We start from the raw sequence: 16805 nt of genomic DNA on the forward strand, positions 1-16805 counted from the left end.
AATGCAGCCGGCATAAGCCGACCCGGCGGGTGTTGTAGGGCGTAATCAAAGCAAGCCCAGGCTATTTTTTAGCAGCGAGAGCTACGGCTTGGCCTCGGCTTTGAAGGTGGGCAGCGCCGGCGCGGCGGGCACCCCCATAAAGCCCTCCATTTTGAGCCACTCGCCGAAGCGCTCTATCCAGGCATCAACGGGCAGGTTGAGCTTGCGCATGCCGAAGCCGTGGCCGCCTTTGGCGTACACGTGCAGCTCGGCGGGCTTGCCAGCCGCCAGCCAGTCGCTGTAAACTTTCACGCTCTGCGGCGCGATGCCCAGCTGGTCGTCGCTGGCGGCGGCAGCGAATAAAGGCGGCGCATCGGCGGGCACGGCGGCGGGTATGCCAGCGGCGGGTAGTGCCCCCAGGTAGGCGTATATCGGGGCCAGGAAATTGGGCCGGTTGGCGGCGGTGTAGCTGTAGCCCACGCCCGCCGCCACCGTGCCGCCGGCCGAGAAGCCCATGATGCCAATCTTATCGGCCCGCACGCCCAACTCTTTGGCGTGGCTGCGCACGTACTCGATGGCCTTTTTGCCATCGGCAATGGCCAGCGGCACCACCGGCGCGTTGATGGCGTCGAGCTTCCTGCGGTCGCCCATCAGCGCCATTGTTTCCTTCACCGGGTCGCTGGTATCCATATGTACTAGGCGGTATTTCAGCACGAACGCCGCCACGCCCCGCGCCTGCAGCCACTTGGCCACATCGATGCCCTCGCTCTCGATGGACAGTGTGTGAAAGGCGCCGCCGGGGCAAATCACTGCCGCCGTGCCGTTGCCCATTCCAGCCGCGGGCAGGTAAGCCGTGAGCGTGGGCGTGGCCACGTTATAGATGACGCGGGTGTTGAACAGGTTTTTGGTGTTCTCCTGCTCCTGCCAGGTCCAGCTTTCGGAGCCTGGCGCTTTGCCAGGGTATAGGGAAATAACTTGCTGGGCCTGGGCCGCAATGGTGCCGAAAAGCAGCAGGGTTGACGCGAGTTTTTTCATGGGTGGGTTATAACAGAATCTGCTTGTTAATCAAGAAAATATTCGGGCTCAACATGACGAGCGTACGAGTTGGTGAGCCTCGGCTATTTGGCCGCCGCAGGGCTGGCGGGAGCATAATCAAACCAGTCGAACAGCGCGGCCGGCGTGGATTTCGCGCCCGCCGCCGTGGCATACAGTCCCAGCAGCACGCCCGTGTTGCCGCCCGCCGTTTCGGTGCTCAGTAGGTAGGTGTCGGCGGTACCCAGCGGCTTGAAAGCCTGGCGGCCCTGCGCATAGGAAAAGGCATAAGTGCGCCGGGTGCCCGTCACGCGCAGTTGCACCGGGCCGGGAGCCAGCAGCACTTCCTTTTCGAGGTGGCGCAGGCGGCCCAGCGTGTAGGCCAGCACCAGCCGGCGCTGGCCGGCAGATTGCCGGATGAAAACCTCGTAGTGATGGCGGTTATTCAGCAGCACGGTGAGGCCCGCTTCCTGACCGGTTTGCCGCGGGGTGAAATCCAGCGACGTGGTGGCCGTGAAATCGTAGTGCTGCTGCCGGCGGCCCACGAAGGTGGGTGAGCCAAGGGTGCTATCCAACGTAATATTGTTGCCCAGCAAGCGCAGAAAGCCCTTTTTCTCGGTCAGGGAGTAGGCGACGGGGGCGGGGTTGCGCAAGTAGTTCCAGGCGAAACCCAACTGGCCGGCGTCGAAGTTGTCACGCACGGCGAGGACTGGAAACGGATGCAGCGGCAGCGTCGGCGCCGTCATATTTTCGGCCAGCGTGCCGTTGCCGTTCACCACCGGCCACTCGCCGGCGGGCCAGCTGACGGGGGCCAGGAAGGTTTCGCGCCCTAGGATGTGGTGGTTGCTGCGGGGCCCGATGGGGCGGAACCCCAGCGCCACCAGCCACCAGGAGTTGTCGGGAGCCTGCACTAGGTCGGCGTGGCCCACGCCCTGCACGGGGCTGTCCTGGGCGCTCACCTGGGCGTGGGTCAGGATGGGGTTGGCGGGATTGCCGACGTAAGGGCCGGTGATGACCTTGCTGCGCGCGATGGTGACTTTGTGGCCGTATTCGGTGCCGCCCTCCGCAATCAGTAGGTAGTACCAACCGTCTTTTTTGTAGAGGTGGGGGCCCTCGGGGTAACGGCCGCCAGTGCCGGGCCAGATGCCGGTTTGCTGGGTCAGCAGCCGGCCGGTTTTTACGTCAATTTCGGCCAGTTGGATGCTGGGCACGCCGTTCTGGCGGCCCGTGGTGGTGAGGTAGGCCTTGCCGTCGTCTTCGAAAAACAGCGACGGGTCGATGATAAAGGGGCCGCCTTCAGCGTTGGTTTTTATCCAGACGGGCTCCGACCACGGCCCGGCCGGGTTCTTCGCCGTCACCAGAAAATTCCAGCCGCCCAGGATGTTGGTGCTCACCACGTAAAATATCCCGTCGTGGTAGCGAATAGTCGGCGCGAAAATGCCCAGCGAAGCCTCCGCCTTAGCCAGCGGCAGCTGCGACGGGCGGTTGAGCACATGCCCAATTTGCTCCCAGTTTACCAGGTCGGTGCTATGGAAAATCGGCACGCCGGGGTAGTACTCGAAGCTGCTGGTCACCAAGTAAAAATCATTCCCGACCCGGCACACGCTGGGGTCGGGGTAGAAGCCGGGCAGCACGGGGTTGTGGTAGGTGACGGCGGGCTGCGCCGTGGCCACCAGCCTCATCAGCAGCAAGAGCAGCGTGGCCCGGAGCAGTTTCATGGTCGGCTGATTTGAGGTAACGGTCAACGGAGCCCCTCACTGCCCCCTTCGGGGACGTGAGGGGCTCCGTTGAACAGGTACTAAAATTTGTACACTGCCGACAGGAAGTACGAGCGCGGCATCGAGCCTTGGGTGGCATACACCGCGTTGGGATTGGCCTGCACGTAGGCGGGCGTAAAAGCTTGGCGGTCAAGAGCGGCGGGGAAGCCGCCGGGGCCCACCCAGCCCAGAATTCCGTACACGTTGAAGATGTTGTTGACGTTGCCCTGCAGGCGGAAATGGTCGTTCAAATCATACGCCACCGTAGCATCGAACTGGCTGAAACCGGGTAGCTTAAAGGCGTTGCTCACGTTGGCCTGGCGGTCGCCAAGGTAGAACCAGTTCACCTGGGCTAGGAACTTGCCCAGCGTATAGGTAGGGGCCGCGCTCAGCATCAGCTTGGCGTTGTTGTCTGTTTCGTTGCCCGAATAGCTCACCAGCGCGTCGTCCTGCGGCCCGGGGGTGTTCGAAATCCAGCTGCTGATTTCGGTCGCCTTCGAGGTTTGCACCGTGGCCGTAGCCCGCACCGACAGGTTGCTTGACAGCGCGTAATTGGCTTCGGCCTCCACGCCGTAGGTCTGGTAGCGGGCAAACTGCACGGGCGGAGTATAAGTGGTCTGGTCGGCGTTGGTGAAGGTCTGCACCGTGGCCACGTTGCTCAGCTGGCTGTAGAAGGGCGTGAGGGCCCCGCTCAGCTTATTGGTTTTCACCTTGAAGCCCAGCTCAATCTGCTCGGTTTGCTGCGAGAAGGCGTTGGGGTTGTCGCGCAGGTAGGGTGTGTTCAGGGCAAAGAAGTAAGTCAAATCCGGCGATTTATGTCCGTTGGAATAGCGACCGTACAGGGCATAGGAGTCGCTGAAGGCGTAGTTGAGGGCCGCCGTGTAGGAGAAGGTGTTGAACTTCTGGTCAAAGTTCAGGGGCGGGCCGTCGGTGCCGCCGCCGTTATCGTAGAGCGTGAGCGGGTTGCCGTCGCGCCCGCCGTAGCCCGCCGTTGAGCGGAGCGGATTAGGCACGGGCTGCACGTTATAGCCCACGTGGCTCGTGTGCTCGTAGCGCAGACCATAGTCGAGGGTCAGCTTGGGCGTCAGCTTCCAGTCGTGGCCGAAGAAGGCGGCAATCTGCTCCTGGCGGCCGTGGTTGTGGTTGAGGCCGTCGCGGCCCACGTCCACGATGCCGTTGGGGTCGGTCACCTGGTATTTGGTGCCGTTGAAGGCCGTCAGGGTGATGTCCGTGAGGTGCGGCTTGTCCTGAATGGTGCCGAAGCCGATACCGGCATCGGTGGCCCCGCCCACGCGGTCCACCAGCGTGTTGGCGTAAAACACGCCCGCCGTAAAGCTCATATTATCCAGCTTCTTGTTGATGGCAAACCGGTCAAGAATATTCTGGATTTTCGTGTCCTGATAGAACATGGGCAAGAAAAACAGCGAGTTGGGCTGCACGTTGGCCCCGGGAAAGTTATTGTTGGCCCCCGGTGTGAAGTTGAAGCCCGCAAACTGTCCGTTGATGATATTCGGAGACTGCGTGACCGTGCCCAGCACCTGCCCGGTCACCTTATCGGTGAAGGTGTAGGTGCCGAAGTTGCCCAACAAGTGCGGAATGGCGTAAAACAGCAGGCTGGTGGTCGAAATCGGCGTCACCACGCTCGGCGTGTTGTTGGTGTTGGCCTGGTTGGAATACCGGAAATTGTTGGTGATAGTGAAGCCGCTGCCCAGCTCCTGCGTCCAGAGCAGCCCGAGGCTGCGGTCGCGGTTGTACACCTTGTCGGTGGTGTTGAAGGTGCGCGTGTCGCCGCCGTTCACGGGGAATGGCACCGAGATGTTGGGCAAATAGTACGAGTCGGTAGCCGACAGACCGGACAGAATTTTGGGGTCCGAAAAGCTCTGGGTCGGAATGAATTCAGCCACAGCGTTGTGGTCGAGCAGCAGCTTGCCGTAGAGCTTCAAGGAGCCAGTGGCGTAGTTTTTCACAATGTTGCCCTTCACCTGACCGCCGTTGTTCATTTGGTAGCCGGGGTAGCGGGCGCCCTGCGAGGTGCGGTAGAACCCCCCAATGCTGTAGGTTAGGCTTTTGTCGGCGTTCAGCGGACCGCTCAGGTTGGCATCGGCGCGGTAGTAGGGGTTCTTGCCGTTGCCTTCCAGTCCGAAGCGCGTGCGTACTTCTCCTTCCGTTTTCGCACCGCCGGTTTTCGACACGTAGTTGAAAATACCGCCTGGCGAGTTAGTGCCCAGGATGGACGCCGTGCCGCCCCGCACCGCCTCCAGGCGCGCAATGGTGGCATCGGCCCGCAGGAAGTTGTCCACGCTCAGGTTCACGTTGGTCACCGGCAGCCCGTCCTCCTGCAGCGACACGTAGTAATAGCCGTTGGCGTTGTCAATAGAGCCCGCCGAAATGCCGCGCGTGTACACCGTGTTATTAATCTCGCCCCGGGCTTGGTTCACGTATACGCCCGGCACGGTTTTGAGCAAGTCGGCAGCGCTGGTGGGCGCCAGCAATTGTATCTGCTTGCTGTTCAGCGTCGAAATAGCTACCGACGACTCCATCTTGGTGCGCGTGTCGAACACGCCGGTCACCACCACCTCGTCCAGGGACTTGCTGTCGTCGGCCATGCTGATGCTCAGGTTGTCGCCCTGCTTGTCGATGGGCACCAGCACGTCCTTAGTGGTGTAGCCTACGAAGGACACCGTGAGCGTGACGTTGCCAGGCTCCAGCCCTTTCAGCGTGAAGGCGCCGTTGGCATCGGTGGAGGTGCCGTTGCTGGTGCCCTTCACCACCACCGTGGCGCCGGGCAGGCCCGCCCCTTTGGGGTCCGTCACACGCCCCGAAAGGTTGCCGGTCGATTGCGCCATCGCCTGCTGAAACGAGAGCAGCCCCAGCAGCCCCAGCATAGGCCACCGCGAAGCGCGTGCTACAGGTAAGAGGATAGTGGTTTGAGTCATGGTGGGGATTTTTTGAATAATGAGGTTAGATGTGCAGTTTCAGGGGGCGCCAACGGCGCGATACAGCTCCGTCATGTTCTTACCAAGCCTGTAACCCAGGCGGCCAAGAAGAAGCAGACGGCCCAAACCAAACAGTGAGTAAGTATTAACTCACTAGATTTGTGTCAGGCAAAAGTATTCCACCTACAGAGGCAGGTATAGGCTAATTGCGGCATTTCCTATACTTTAGCAATCCACTACACGGATTCAATCCATTCTCAATCGTTTTCAGGCCTCATTCAGCTCAATATGCGTTGAAATCGTGCGGCCGGTTACTGCCTACTACCATCCTCCCGTTCCCGCGTACTTCCCACTCAGTGCCATGAACCCCAAGCAGATTCCGCTCCTCAACCCGGCCGCGCTGGGCGTGCACCACTTCTCGGCCTGGGCCGAATGGCAGACCTCGGCGCTGAACAACCTCTTCCACATCAACCGGCTCGAAACGCACGTCGGGCACATTCCCTTCCCGCTGGCCCCGCACCGCAAAACCGTGCACGACTTCGTGTTTATCACCAAGGGCTCCACCAAGCGCAGTAAGGGCCTCGACGAGCACGAAATCGGCGACAACACCTTTTTCTTCCTGCCCGCTACCCAGATTACCACCCACGAATTCATGACGCCCGACGCCGAAGGCTTCTACTGTCACTTCGATATCGAGCTGCTAACGAAAGGGTTTGTGCATTCCGGCGTACTCAGCCAACTGCCGTTCCTGCAGTTCACCGGCAACCCGGTCATCCGCATTAGCCCCGAGGCGCTGGGGCCGGTGCTGCACATCCTGCAGCAGCTGGAGCGGGCCGAAAACACCAACTCGCCCGCGTCGCTCGACCTCATCCGGGTGTACCTGCTGGCCCTGTTCACCGAGCTCAAGCCCTTCGCCAACCCCGACGCGCAGCCCGGCAAGAACGCCGCCGTCCGCATCACGCAGCTCTATAAGGATGCCCTGGCCCAACATATATATGAGAAGCACTCGGTGGCAGCCTACGCCGAGCTGCTGGCCGTGTCGCCCAACCACCTGAACAAGTGCGTCAAGACCGTCACCGGTAAGTCGGCCCAGGACACGCTCGATGAAATGGTGCTGCTTGAGGCTAAGGCCCTGCTCAAGCAATCCACGCTTACCATCAGCGAAATCGCCTTTAAGTTGGGCAAGGAGGACCCAAGCAGCTTCAGCCGCTTCTTCCGCCTCAAGACCAATAGTACGCCAAAAGCATACAAGCTTTCAGCCATCGAGGGCAGTTAACAGCTTGGAAAATGACCAGTTAACAGACGGAACCCCGGGCCTATTTAGGCTCGGGGTTTTCTTATGGTGGACGTAAAGAGTTGGGATATTTCAAGAACGAGTTCAATGGATTGATTGTGCATATCAAATGCCGCAATCGGTCAAGCCTGCCTTGCAAGCCGAGCCTACTTTTGCCAGGGTAAATGACAGTGAGTTATTACTCACTCAAATCATTTGCTACTACTCAAACACGGCGGCTTAGATGGTCGCCCGCTTCTCTCCCAATCCCACCCTGGCAATGCAGCAATTCATCCGGCGCAATGCGCTATTGGCCACCGGGCTGAACCTGGTAATCAACGCCGTCATTCCGGCCGCCATCATGTGGAACGACGCGGCTGTGAACGGGCTTGATGCGGCCCCGAATCTCTTCACGCTGCTACTGCCGGCGGTGGGCATCTCGGCCCTAGCCACCACCATTGCCACGTTTGCCACCATTCCGGGGCGTCCAGCAAGCCGCAGCTGGCTGCCGGCGGCCGTGCTCAATGGCGTAGTCATTTCGCTGCTGTTTGCCGCTCCGGTGGCGGTAGCGCTGTTAGCGGCGCGAGCGGCTGGGCTGGGGCACTTCGTGCTGGTCAAACCCACGGCTTTGGCGCTGTCGTCGCTGGTGGGCGGCGCGACCGGAGCGCTCAGTTCCTTCGTGGCGGTGCGGCGGGCCGCCCGATTCTTTCACTTGCCGCTTGGCGCGGCCAACCCTGCTTAAGCGTATGAACCGAATTTTTCGCCACCTGATAGCTGCTTTGGCGAGCTCGCTGATTTGGGTGCCAGCAGGGGCCCAAACCGCCGCGGCTCCTGGCATGGCGGCACCCACGGCCGCTTCCATTCGTTTTCCAAAGGGCTTTCTGCTGGGCACCAGCACGGCGGCCTATCAGGTGGAGGGCGCCTACCAGGCCGACGGCAAGGGCGAATCGAACTGGGATTTTATGGCCAATAAAATTGGCGTCACCCAGTTCACCATTGGCAAAAAGGAGACGGGCAACGTGGCTGACAACATGTACGACCGCGCCACCTACCTCAAAGACATTGCCTTGATGAAGGCACTGGGCGTGAATGCCTACCGCTTCTCCATTGCCTGGTCGCGCATCATGCCCCAGGGCACGGGCGCGGTGAATGCCAAAGCCGTGGCCCACTACGCTCAACTGATTGACGACCTGAAGGCCGCCGGCATCGAGCCGGTGGTGACGCTCTACCACTTCGATATGCCGCAGGCGCTGATTGAAAAAGGCGGCTGGGCCAACCCGGAATCGGTGGGCTGGTACGCGGCGTACGCGGACGTGATTTTCAAGCAGTATGGCCAGAAAGTCAGGAAGTTCATCACCTTCAACGAGCCGTACATTGAGTTCTTCGTGCAGCATTATTTGATGAACCTGGAGCAGAGCAAGGCCGCCCCCGCGGTGCGCTACGCGGCGGGTATGACCGGGGCCCACCACATGCTGCTGGCCAGTGCCCGCGCCGTGGCCGACTACCACCGCCTGAAGCTGCCGGGCCAGGTGGGCATCACGCTCAACCTCGGGCCCTGCCTGCCCTTCGACCCTAAAAACCCCGCCGACGTAGCCGCCGCGCCCTGGCAGGACGTGCTGCTGAACAAGCTGTTTCTGGACGGTGCGCTACGCGGCAGCTACCCCAAGCAGGCACTGGATTCGCTACAGAAATATAACCCGGCTTTCAAGCCCACGGCGGCCGAAATGGCAACGCTGGCCGCTACTAAGCCCGATTTTCTGGGCGTGAATTTCTATGCGCCGGCGATGGTAAAGGCTGACCCCACGTCTCCCTTTGGCGTGAATTGGCTGGGCCTCAACCCCGAGCCGGCCCCCACCAGCAGCACCGGCCCCACCCGGCCCGACCAGTTGTACGCCCTGCTGATGCGCATCAAGGCCGACTACCAGAACCCGACGGTGCTGATAACGGAGAACGGCGCGGCCTTCGGCGACGTGGACGAAAAAGTGGTGAACGGCAAAATCAACGACACCAACCGCTGCCGCTCCCTGGTGGGCCACCTGGCCGCCGTGCAGCGGGCGGTGGCCGACGGCTCCAAAACCATCGGCTACCTGCACTGGAGCTACGCCGACAATTTCGAGTGGATTTTCGGCTACACCGTGAAGCTCGGGCTCGTGCATGTGGATTTCGCGACCCAAAACCGCCTGCCCAAGCAGAGCTACTACCTCTACCAATCCATTCTCAAACAACAACCGAAATAGCCCCTGGGGCTCCCGCATCACATGGCACGCAATCCGCATTACCTTTCCCAAATGGCCCACATTGAGGTGTACACCACCGATTTGGAAGCCTCCGTTCAGTTCTTCACCGATGTGGCGGGCCTGGACGAAACCGGCCGCGACGGCACTTCCGTGTACCTGCGCTGCTGGGGCGACTACTTCCACCATACCCTCAAGCTCACGCAGCGCGACACGCCCGGCCTGGCTTGCCTGGGCTGGCGCGCCGACAGCCCCGAGGCGTTGGAAGACATCGTGGCCCACTTGGAAAGCACCGGCGCCGGCCGCGGCTGGACCGACGGCGACCTGGGCCACGGCCGTGCCTACCGCTTCCAGTCGCCCGACGGGCACCTGCACGAGGTATTCTGGGACGTGGTATGGCTGAAAGAAACCGGCGAGCGCGCCAGCGTTTTCACCGACCGCTACGCCAGCAACCGCCGCCGCGGCCTCTCGCCCCGCCGCTTCGACCACGTTACGATTAATACGACCAATTACCCGGCGGAAAAGGCCTTCTGGAAGGGCCTGGGCCTGAAAAACCCCGACGAGGTGCGCATCACCGACCAGATTCCGCCGGTGGGCGGGCTCTTTAGCATCGGCAACCTCTCGCACGACATCGCCATTTTCACCGACCCGCACATTCAGCCGGGCATGGGCGCCCTCAACCACGTCGCCTTCGCCTTCGATAGCCGCGAGGAAGTATTGCTGGCCTGCGACTACGTGATTGAGCGCGGCCACAAGCTGGCCATGGGCGCCCCCACCCGCCACAAGGCCGACGAAGGCTTCTTCATCTACATCGACGAGCCGGGCGGCAACCGCTTCGAATTCTACGCCGGGGCCCGCCTGATTTTCGCCCCTGACCACGGCCCGGATGTGCATTACCTCAAGGACAATCCCAACGATGCCTGGGGCAACACCAACCCCTGGAAAGCCGACGGCGGCTTCAAGGCCGAGCACGGCTCGGTGAAGACCAAGGAAGAAGAAGTGGCGTAGCCAGACCGGTTCAATCCATTCATATTCAAGCTAATTCGCCATGTGGCATTACTATCCGGAGCACTATATGTTCTCCTACCAGCTCGTTCGCATCCTGGCGCAAAGCCACTTTGGCGGCGGCGAATTCAACGAGTGTCTGGAGGCGGCCAGCCGCATCAAGCCGGGCGATTTTGAGAGCTTCCACCAGAGCTGGAACTTGGAGGGCGACATGGTGCTGGCCGAGGCCGAGCAGGCCCGCGCCGAAGGCCGGCTGCTGTCGGCCCGCGCCACCTACCTGCGGGCTGCCAACTACTTCCGCATGGCCGAGTTCTTCCAGGTGCCCACCGACCCGCGCAAAAACGAAACCTACGGCAAGGGCGTGAAAGCCTTCCGCGAGGCCGCCGCGCTGATGGACCACCCGCCGCGCCGCGTGTCCATCCCGTTTGAAGGGCAAGAGATGACGGGTTACTTCTTCGAGGTGCCCGGCCAGCAACACGGGCCGTTGGTCATCATGTTTGGTGGGTTGGATTCGACGGCCGAGGAGCTGTTTTTCGGCCCCTACGAGATGCTGAACGAGCGCGGCATTTCGTTGCTGATTCTTGACGGACCGGGCCAGGGCGAGAGCCTGCGCCTGCGCAACATGCTGACGCGCTACGACTACAACGTGCCCGCCACAGCGGCCTTCGACTGGGCCATCGAGAACCTGGACGTCGACCCCAAGCGCATCGGCATCATGGCCGTGAGCATGGGTGGCTACATGGCGGCCCGCTCGGCGGCCTTTGAGCACCGGTTCCGGGCCTGCGGCATCTGGAGCGCCGTGTACAACTACTACGATGTGTGGGCCAAGCGCCCCGACAACCACCCGCTTTCGTCGGTGCTCTGCCACATCGTGGGCGTGGAAAACATGGCCGAGGCCCGCGAAAAGCTCACCCAGTTCACGATGAAGGACGTGGTGGATAAGATTCAGTGCCCCACCTACATTTCGCACGGCGGCGACGACCGGCAGGTGCCCGTGGCCCAGGCCCAGGCCATGTTCGACGAGTTGACCTGTGAGAAGTACCTCAACATCACCCCCGCCGACAGCACCGGCTCGGCCCACTGCCACGTGGATAACATGACCAAAGTGCTGCCGCTGTTCGACTGGATGCAGCAGCAGCTAACCAAATAGCCGCCGACGCCCAATTTCAATACCTGCTTTCTCATGAAAAAAATCATCAAAAAAGGCATCACCTACGCCGAATCGGGCGAGGCTGATGCCAAGGTGCGCGCCACCGTCGAGGGCATGATTCAGGACATCCGCAGCGGCGGCGACGCGGCCGTGCGTGCCCTGTCGGAGCGCCTGGATAAGTGGGCGCCCGAGAGCTTCCGGTTGACTCAGGAGCAGATTGAATCCATCGTGGCGGGCATCGCGCCGGGCACCATCGACGACATCAAGTTTGCCCAGGCGCAGGTGCGCAACTTCGCCGAGAAGCAGCGCGCCACTATCCTCGATTTGGAAGTGGAAACCCTGCCGGGAGTGTTTTTGGGCCACCGCAACCTGCCCATGAACAGCGTGGGCTGCTACGTGCCCGGCGGGCGCTACCCCATGGTGGCCTCAGCCCACATGAGTGTGCTCACGGCCAAGGTGGCCGGGGTGAAGCGCGTTATTGCCTGCACCCCGCCCATCAACGGGCAGATTCCGGCGGAAACCGTGGCCGCCATGTACCTGGCCGGGGCCGATGAAATCTACCTGCTCGGCGGCGTGCAGGCCGTGGCTATGATGGCGCTGGGCACCGAAACCGTGGCCCCCGTCGACATGCTGGTGGGTCCCGGCAACGCCTACGTGGCCGAAGCCAAGCGCCAGCTCTACGGCCAGGTGGGCATCGACCTCTTCGCCGGCCCCACCGAAATTCTAGTCATCGCCGACCACACCGCCGACGCCGAAATGTGCGCCACCGACCTGCTGGGCCAAGCCGAGCACGGCCCCACCTCCCCCGCCATCCTGCTGACCACGGACGAAAAACTCGCCCACGACACCATTGCCGAAGTAGACCGCCAGCTGCAAACGCTGGCCACGGCCGACATCGCCGGGGTGGCCTGGCGCGACTACGGTCAGGTTATCCTGGTCGATTCGGTGGACGAGCTGGTGGCCGAAGCCGACCTGCTCTGCAACGAGCACGTGGAAGTGCTGACCGAAAACCCGCGCTACTTCCTGGAGCACATGACCAACTACGGGGCCCTGTTCCTGGGACCGCGCACCAACGTGGCCTACGGCGACAAGGTCATCGGCACCAACCACACCCTGCCCACCAAAGGCGCGGCCCGCTACACCGGCGGCCTGTGGGTCGGCAAGTTCTTGAAAACCTGCTCCTACCAGGAAGTGCGCACCGCCGAGGCCAGCGCCTTGGTAGGCGAGTACTGCTCGCGGCTCTGTGCCATCGAAAACTTCTGGGGCCACAAGGAGCAGGCTGATTTGCGGGTGCGCCGCTACGGCCAGCCCCAATCCGAACCCGCTCATGCCCCCGCTTAGTGGCCGCGTGGCAGTGGTGACGGGCGGGGCTGGCGGCATCGGCTCGGCCATCTGCCAGGCGCTGGCGTCGGCTGGGGCGGCGGTGGTTGCTACCTACAACAGCGACGCAGCGAAGGCTGAGAGGCTGTTGGCCAGCTTGCCCGGTACCGGCCACGCCACCTTCCATGCCCCCGTCAATGACAGTGCCCGGCTACACGAGCTGGCCGCTTTTATCACCGACAAATACGGCCGGCTGGATGTGCTGGTGAACAATGCGGGCGTGACCACGCCCGTGCCGCACGACGACCTCACCGGGCTTTCCGATGAATGGATTGACCGGATTTTTACCACCAACTGGCGCGGCGCTTTTGCCATGATTCGGGCCTGCCAGCTGCTGCTCACGGCTAGCGGCGATGGCCTTATCGTCAACATATCCTCGGTAGCCGGCCAAACGGGCATCGGCAGCAACGTGGCCTACTGCGCTTCCAAAGCAGCCCTCGACAGCCTGACCCGCTCGCTGGGCCGGGCCCTGGCTCCGGCGGTGCGGGTCATGTCGGTGTCGCCGGGCTGGGTGCTGGGCGAGTACGCCAGCCGCGCCGACCCGGCCTACCTGCAAGCTCAAGTCGATGCTACGCCGCTGGGCCGCCTGGCCACGCCCGCCGATGTGGCCGACGCCGTGCTGGCCCTGGCCACCACGTTGCGGTTCACCACCGGCACCATTCTCCCGGTCGATGGCGGCCGGCCCCTTCGCTAAACGATTTTCAACACAATCAGCCCATGAAACTGGTCACCTTTCAAACTCCTGGCGGCGAGGCCCGCGCCGGCTGGCTCACCCCCGACGGGCAGGGCGTGGTCGACATGCGCCAGCTCAGCCAGGGCGCGCTGCCGGCCGATATGCTTAGTTTCATCGACCAGCACGAGGCATATTTCCAGCTTATTAAGGAGCACGGCTGGGCAAATGCTCCCGCCACGCACCCGCTCGACGCCGTGCAACTGCTGGCCCCGCTGCCCAACCCGCGTAGCTTCCGCGACTACATCAGCTTCGAGCAGCATTTGTTGAATGCTTCGTCAAAATTCGGCCATAAGGTGGCGCCGGAGTGGTATGAGATGCCTATTTTCTACTTCACCAACCACCAAGCTGTTTACGGGCCGGGGGCTGATATTCCACGACCAGTAGGCGAAACGCGGCTGGACTACGAGCTGGAAATGGGCTGCGTGCTGGGCAAAAAAGGCACGAACATCGCCGCCGAGGAGGCAGAAGATTACATTTTTGGCTACACCATCTTCAACGATTTTACGGCCCGTGCCATTCAAGCCCGCGAGATGCGCTGCAACCTGGGTCCGGCCAAGGGCAAGGACTTCGCCAACGTCATCGGGCCCTACATCCTGACGAAGGATGAGATGGAAGCCTACCGCGACGACACCGGCCGCTTCAACGTGCGGATGACCTCGCGCATCAACGGCCAAACCATTGCCGACGGCAACTTCAATACCATTCACTACACCTTCGGCCAGATGATGGCCCGGGCCTCGGAAAACCACGTCAGCCTGCATCCCGGCGACATCATCGGCTCCGGAACGGTGGGCTGGGGCAGCCTGATTGAAACCAACTTCGAAGCCCACCGCGCCCTGGAGCCCGGCGACGTTATCGAGCTGGAAATAGACGGGCTGGGCGTGCTGCGCAATCAGATAGTGTAACCGTTAGTCCTTTCCTCCGATGATTTTAGAAGTTGCCCTTTTCGATATTGTGCCAGGCCGGGAAACGGCCTTTGAAGAGCAGTTCGCGCAGGCCGAGTTGGTCATCAGCCAGGCCAGTGGCTACGTGCGCCACGAGTTGCAACGCGGTATTGAGACTCCCACCAAGTACGTGCTGCTCGTGCGCTGGCAGACCCTGGAAGACCACACCGAAGGCTTCCGCCAATCAGCCCTTTTTACGCAGTGGCGCGCGCTAATCGGACCTTTTTTCGCTACGCCGCCGGCGGTTGAGCACTTCCATCTACTGGCTGAAAGCTAAGCTGCCGCAGCCTTCGATAATTAGATTCAAACCCATCCCTCTCTTTCCCCGACCATGAAAATCATTGACCTTTCGGTTACCATTTCGCCCGAAATTAAGGAGCCGCTGCCCACCAGCATCGAGTACGAAGACCACAAGGAAGGCGCCCGCAAAATGGGGTCCAAGCTGTTTGGCGGGGCTTCGGCGGATGTGTTTCTGGAAGGCAACGGGCCGGCGGGCGAAGTCATTACCGTGACGGGCCACGCCGGCACCCACGTCGATGCGCCGTGGCACTATTTCCCCACGTCGGAAGGCAAGCCCTCGCGCACTATTGAGCAGATGCCGCTGGACTGGTTTTTCCACGATGGCGTGGTGCTCGATTTCACCGACAAACCCGACGGCTACTGCTTCACGACTGAAGATGTACAGGAGAAGCTGGCCGCCATTAATTATACGCTCAAGCCGTTCGACATTGTGCTCATCCGCTGCGACGCCGACAAGCGCCTGCACGACGATGACTTCGTGAAGATTCACGTCGGGGCCTCAGCTCAGGCCACGCACTGGCTTATCGACCAGGGCATCAAGGTAATGGGCACCGATGGCTGGGGCTGGGACCCGCCCCTGCACCTGCAAGCGGCCGACTACCACGCCAACCCGCGCCCCGGCGTGATTTGGGCCGCGCACTATGTGGGGCGCGAAAAAGAATATTGCCAGATTGAGAAGCTGGCCAACCTCGACCAGCTCCCGCCCTTCGGCTTCAAAGTGGCCTGCTTCCCGGCCAAAATAAAGGGTGGCAGCGCTGGCTGGACGCGGGCCGTGGCCATCTTCGAGGACTAGTTATTGAAATTCAAGAACGTCATGCTGCGCTTGTCGAAACATCTCTACCATGCATGTAATCAACCCTGTAGCAACGAAGCGGCAGAGATGCTTCGACAAGCGCAGCATGACGTTCTATAACCTCCCCTTCTCCCCCAAATTCCCACGTTATGGCATCGGTTAAAAAGGTTCTCGTCGTTGGCGGCGGTATTGGCGGCTTATCGGCCGGCGTGGCGTTGCGCCAAGCTGGTATTGAGGTTGATATTGCAGAGCTACACCCCACTTTTGACGTGTATGGGGTGGGCATCATCCAGCCTTCCAACGCATTGCGGGCGCTCGATAGCCTGGGATTGGCCGATGCCTGCCTCGAACAAGGCTCGCCTTACGGTCCCATTGACCTGCACGCGCCCAATGGCCACAAGTTTACAACGATTGGGCCACCGCCGCTGGGCCGGTTTCTGCCGCACAATGGCATCTCACGGCGCATCCTGCACACCATTCTGCGCGACGGCGCGCAGGCCCACGGCGTGAACTGCCGCATGAACCTAAGCGTAACGGCCCTCGACAACCGCGCCGATGGCGTGGACGTGACGTTCACGGACGGCAGCACCGGCACCTATGACCTGGTGGTGGGCGCCGACGGCGTGAATTCCAAGGTGCGCACGTTGGTGTTCGGGCCGCAGAAGGCACGCTACGTGGGGCAGTCGGTGTGGCGCTACGCCTTCGACCGGCCCGCCGAGCTGACCACTGGCCACATGTACATGGGCCGCAACACGCGGGTGGGCCTGATTCCGATGACCAAGGACCGGATGTACATGTTCCTGCTCTCGTGCGAGGGCGAGAACCCGGCCATTCCGCAGGCCGAGCTACTGCCCCGCATGAAGGCGCTGCTGGAAGGCTATACGGCCCCGCTGGTGCGCCAAGCCGCCGAGCAGATTACCGACCCGGCCGGCATCATTTACCGCCCCTTGGAAACGCTGCTGATGCCCGCGCCCTGGTACAAGAACCGCGTGGTTATCATCGGCGACGCGGCCCACGCCACCATCCCGCAGTTGGGCCAGGGCGCCAGCTTGGCCATTGAAGACGCCGTGGTGCTGGCCGAGCTGTTGGCTACCAATCAGCCCGTGAACGAGGTGCTGGAACAGTTTATGAACCGCCGATTCGAGCGCTGCAAAATGGTGGTCGACAGCTCCAACACCGTGAGCGAGTGGGAGCAGCTGGAGTGGCAGGGCAAGCTGCCCGAAGGTGCCAATGTAGCTGCAATGATTGGCCAGGCGTCGGGCCGGATGGGCGCGCCGATATAGCGTTCC

The 16805-nt window shown here is 61.8% G+C and carries 14 protein-coding genes; 11 read left to right on the forward strand and 3 right to left on the reverse strand.

Going from position 1 to position 16805, the window contains the following annotated elements; translation table 11 throughout:
- Window positions 1-81: 81 nt before the first annotated feature.
- The 3 genes from MTP16_RS23650 to MTP16_RS23660 form a co-directional block, all read right to left on the reverse strand.
- A complete protein-coding gene (locus tag MTP16_RS23650) occupies window positions 82-1014 on the reverse strand; it encodes an alpha/beta hydrolase (RefSeq protein ID WP_243520394.1) in 933 nt (310 codons plus the stop codon).
- 83 nt (window positions 1015-1097) lie between these two features.
- Window positions 1098-2729 carry a glycoside hydrolase family 43 protein gene (locus MTP16_RS23655; RefSeq protein ID WP_243520396.1) on the reverse strand — a complete coding sequence of 544 codons (1632 nt, stop codon included), beginning with the start codon at window positions 2727-2729 and terminating at the stop codon, window positions 1098-1100.
- 80 nt (window positions 2730-2809) lie between these two features.
- Window positions 2810-5704, reverse strand: a complete 2895-nt coding sequence (locus MTP16_RS23660) for a TonB-dependent receptor (protein WP_243520398.1) — start codon at window positions 5702-5704, stop codon at window positions 2810-2812.
- A gap of 361 nt (window positions 5705-6065) precedes the next feature.
- On the opposite strand from MTP16_RS23660, the gene MTP16_RS23665 reads away from it, so the two are divergent.
- The 11 genes from MTP16_RS23665 (at window position 6066) to MTP16_RS23715 (ending at window position 16799) form a co-directional block, all read left to right on the forward strand.
- Window positions 6066-6980, forward strand: coding sequence for a helix-turn-helix domain-containing protein (locus MTP16_RS23665; protein ID WP_243520400.1), 915 nt, complete (start codon window positions 6066-6068; stop codon window positions 6978-6980).
- A 277-nt stretch (window positions 6981-7257) separates the two neighbouring features.
- Entirely contained in the window at window positions 7258-7719 is a 462-nt protein-coding gene (locus MTP16_RS23670) for a hypothetical protein (RefSeq protein WP_243520402.1), read from the forward strand.
- 4 nt (window positions 7720-7723) lie between these two features.
- Window positions 7724-9214 (forward strand): glycoside hydrolase family 1 protein, encoded by a 1491-nt coding sequence (locus MTP16_RS23675; RefSeq protein ID WP_243520404.1) that lies wholly within the window; start codon window positions 7724-7726, stop codon window positions 9212-9214.
- A 51-nt stretch (window positions 9215-9265) separates the two neighbouring features.
- Window positions 9266-10219, forward strand: coding sequence for a VOC family protein (locus MTP16_RS23680; RefSeq protein WP_243520406.1), 954 nt, complete (start codon window positions 9266-9268; stop codon window positions 10217-10219).
- Between the two features lie 40 nt (window positions 10220-10259).
- A complete protein-coding gene (locus MTP16_RS23685) occupies window positions 10260-11366 on the forward strand; it encodes an alpha/beta hydrolase family protein (RefSeq protein ID WP_243520408.1) in 1107 nt (368 codons plus the stop codon).
- 33 nt (window positions 11367-11399) lie between these two features.
- Window positions 11400-12707 carry a histidinol dehydrogenase gene (gene hisD / locus MTP16_RS23690; RefSeq protein WP_243520410.1) on the forward strand — a complete coding sequence of 436 codons (1308 nt, stop codon included), beginning with the start codon at window positions 11400-11402 and terminating at the stop codon, window positions 12705-12707.
- The gene (locus MTP16_RS23695) at window positions 12694-13440 is read left to right on the forward strand and encodes an SDR family NAD(P)-dependent oxidoreductase (RefSeq protein ID WP_243520412.1); all 747 of its coding nucleotides are present in this window, start codon (window positions 12694-12696) and stop codon (window positions 13438-13440) included. Before hisD ends, MTP16_RS23695 begins: the two co-directional genes overlap by 14 nt.
- 23 nt (window positions 13441-13463) lie before the next feature.
- Window positions 13464-14384 carry a fumarylacetoacetate hydrolase family protein gene (locus MTP16_RS23700; RefSeq protein WP_243520414.1) on the forward strand — a complete coding sequence of 307 codons (921 nt, stop codon included), beginning with the start codon at window positions 13464-13466 and terminating at the stop codon, window positions 14382-14384.
- Window positions 14385-14403: 19 nt separating this feature from the next.
- Complete coding sequence (locus tag MTP16_RS23705) at window positions 14404-14700, forward strand: antibiotic biosynthesis monooxygenase family protein (protein WP_243520416.1); 297 nt, start codon at window positions 14404-14406, stop codon at window positions 14698-14700.
- Window positions 14701-14754: 54 nt separating this feature from the next.
- Window positions 14755-15516, forward strand: coding sequence for a cyclase family protein (locus MTP16_RS23710; protein WP_243520418.1), 762 nt, complete (start codon window positions 14755-14757; stop codon window positions 15514-15516).
- Between the two features lie 149 nt (window positions 15517-15665).
- Entirely contained in the window at window positions 15666-16799 is a 1134-nt protein-coding gene (locus MTP16_RS23715; protein WP_243520420.1) for an FAD-dependent monooxygenase, read from the forward strand.
- Window positions 16800-16805 lie beyond the last annotated feature (6 nt).

Source organism: Hymenobacter monticola, from assembly GCF_022811645.1.
GTDB lineage: Bacteria > Bacteroidota > Bacteroidia > Cytophagales > Hymenobacteraceae > Hymenobacter > Hymenobacter monticola.

What these genes read in the sequence shown, in the direction of transcription:
- MTP16_RS23700 (WP_243520414.1), top strand. Translation starts at nt 13,464, where the DNA reads ATGAAACTGGTCACCTTTCAAACTCCTGGCGGCGAGGCCCGCGCCGGC.
- MTP16_RS23675 (WP_243520404.1), top strand. Translation starts at nt 7,724, where the DNA reads ATGAACCGAATTTTTCGCCACCTGATAGCTGCTTTGGCGAGCTCGCTG.
- MTP16_RS23660 (WP_243520398.1), bottom strand. Translation starts at nt 5,704, where the DNA reads ATGACTCAAACCACTATCCTCTTACCTGTAGCACGCGCTTCGCGGTGG.
- MTP16_RS23670 (WP_243520402.1), top strand. Translation starts at nt 7,258, where the DNA reads ATGCAGCAATTCATCCGGCGCAATGCGCTATTGGCCACCGGGCTGAAC.
- MTP16_RS23710 (WP_243520418.1), top strand. Translation starts at nt 14,755, where the DNA reads ATGAAAATCATTGACCTTTCGGTTACCATTTCGCCCGAAATTAAGGAG.
- MTP16_RS23680 (WP_243520406.1), top strand. Translation starts at nt 9,266, where the DNA reads ATGGCCCACATTGAGGTGTACACCACCGATTTGGAAGCCTCCGTTCAG.
- MTP16_RS23695 (WP_243520412.1), top strand. Translation starts at nt 12,694, where the DNA reads ATGCCCCCGCTTAGTGGCCGCGTGGCAGTGGTGACGGGCGGGGCTGGC.
- MTP16_RS23705 (WP_243520416.1), top strand. Translation starts at nt 14,404, where the DNA reads ATGATTTTAGAAGTTGCCCTTTTCGATATTGTGCCAGGCCGGGAAACG.
- MTP16_RS23655 (WP_243520396.1), bottom strand. Translation starts at nt 2,729, where the DNA reads ATGAAACTGCTCCGGGCCACGCTGCTCTTGCTGCTGATGAGGCTGGTG.
- MTP16_RS23685 (WP_243520408.1), top strand. Translation starts at nt 10,260, where the DNA reads ATGTGGCATTACTATCCGGAGCACTATATGTTCTCCTACCAGCTCGTT.
- MTP16_RS23665 (WP_243520400.1), top strand. Translation starts at nt 6,066, where the DNA reads ATGAACCCCAAGCAGATTCCGCTCCTCAACCCGGCCGCGCTGGGCGTG.
- hisD (WP_243520410.1), top strand. Translation starts at nt 11,400, where the DNA reads ATGAAAAAAATCATCAAAAAAGGCATCACCTACGCCGAATCGGGCGAG.
- MTP16_RS23650 (WP_243520394.1), bottom strand. Translation starts at nt 1,014, where the DNA reads ATGAAAAAACTCGCGTCAACCCTGCTGCTTTTCGGCACCATTGCGGCC.
- MTP16_RS23715 (WP_243520420.1), top strand. Translation starts at nt 15,666, where the DNA reads ATGGCATCGGTTAAAAAGGTTCTCGTCGTTGGCGGCGGTATTGGCGGC.